Origin of the sequence: Yersinia thracica (assembly GCF_902170565.1) — a bacterium.
GTDB classification, from domain to species: domain Bacteria; phylum Pseudomonadota; class Gammaproteobacteria; order Enterobacterales; family Enterobacteriaceae; genus Yersinia; species Yersinia thracica.
Window position 1 is genome coordinate 1 of record NZ_CABHXX010000103.1, and the last position, 1786, is coordinate 1786.

Below are 1786 nucleotides of genomic sequence, written 5' to 3' on the forward strand. Positions count from 1 at the left end.
GCTCTTTAACAATTTATCAGACAATCTGTGTGGGCACTCGCAAGACGATATCGAAGCCTGTTTCGGCAGGCAGAAGCAATATCAAAGTCTTGAAGAGTGACCAAAGCAGTACACATTTGAACTTCGGTTCGAATGCATATTTGCAGAAAGTAATCTTTGAGCATCGCTGCTTTTATTAGCAGCAAATCAAACAAATCTTAAATTGAAGAGTTTGATCATGGCTCAGATTGAACGCTGGCGGCAGGCCTAACACATGCAAGTCGAGCGGCAGCGGGAAGTAGTTTACTACTTTGCCGGCGAGCGGCGGACGGGTGAGTAATGTCTGGGAAACTGCCTGATGGAGGGGGATAACTACTGGAAACGGTAGCTAATACCGCATGACCTCGCAAGAGCAAAGTGGGGGACCTTAGGGCCTCACGCCATCGGATGTGCCCAGATGGGATTAGCTAGTAGGTGGGGTAATGGCTCACCTAGGCGACGATCCCTAGCTGGTCTGAGAGGATGACCAGCCACACTGGAACTGAGACACGGTCCAGACTCCTACGGGAGGCAGCAGTGGGGAATATTGCACAATGGGCGCAAGCCTGATGCAGCCATGCCGCGTGTGTGAAGAAGGCCTTCGGGTTGTAAAGCACTTTCAGCGAGGAGGAAGGCCAATAGCTTAATACGCTGTTGGATTGACGTTACTCGCAGAAGAAGCACCGGCTAACTCCGTGCCAGCAGCCGCGGTAATACGGAGGGTGCAAGCGTTAATCGGAATTACTGGGCGTAAAGCGCACGCAGGCGGTTTGTTAAGTCAGATGTGAAATCCCCGCGCTTAACGTGGGAACTGCATTTGAAACTGGCAAGCTAGAGTCTTGTAGAGGGGGGTAGAATTCCAGGTGTAGCGGTGAAATGCGTAGAGATCTGGAGGAATACCGGTGGCGAAGGCGGCCCCCTGGACAAAGACTGACGCTCAGGTGCGAAAGCGTGGGGAGCAAACAGGATTAGATACCCTGGTAGTCCACGCTGTAAACGATGTCGACTTGGAGGTTGTGCCCTTGAGGCGTGGCTTCCGGAGCTAACGCGTTAAGTCGACCGCCTGGGGAGTACGGCCGCAAGGTTAAAACTCAAATGAATTGACGGGGGCCCGCACAAGCGGTGGAGCATGTGGTTTAATTCGATGCAACGCGAAGAACCTTACCTACTCTTGACATCCACAGAACTTAGCAGAGATGCTTAGGTGCCTTCGGGAACTGTGAGACAGGTGCTGCATGGCTGTCGTCAGCTCGTGTTGTGAAATGTTGGGTTAAGTCCCGCAACGAGCGCAACCCTTATCCTTTGTTGCCAGCACGTAATGGTGGGAACTCAAGGGAGACTGCCGGTGACAAACCGGAGGAAGGTGGGGATGACGTCAAGTCATCATGGCCCTTACGAGTAGGGCTACACACGTGCTACAATGGCAGATACAAAGTGAAGCGAACTCGCGAGAGCAAGCGGACCACATAAAGTCTGTCGTAGTCCGGATTGGAGTCTGCAACTCGACTCCATGAAGTCGGAATCGCTAGTAATCGTAGATCAGAATGCTACGGTGAATACGTTCCCGGGCCTTGTACACACCGCCCGTCACACCATGGGAGTGGGTTGCAAAAGAAGTAGGTAGCTTAACCTTCGGGAGGGCGCTTACCACTTTGTGATTCATGACTGGGGTGAAGTCGTAACAAGGTAACCGTAGGGGAACCTGCGGTTGGATCACCTCCTTACCTCAGATACGCATTGCGCAGTGTCCACACAGATTGTCTGATAG

The 1786-nt window shown here is 52.4% G+C and carries 1 rRNA gene; it reads left to right on the forward strand.

Annotated elements, in window-relative coordinates:
• Positions 1–199 precede the first annotated feature (199 nt).
• Positions 200–1742: ribosomal RNA gene (locus FTA91_RS15405) — 16S ribosomal RNA — on the forward strand.
• Positions 1743–1786 lie beyond the last annotated feature (44 nt).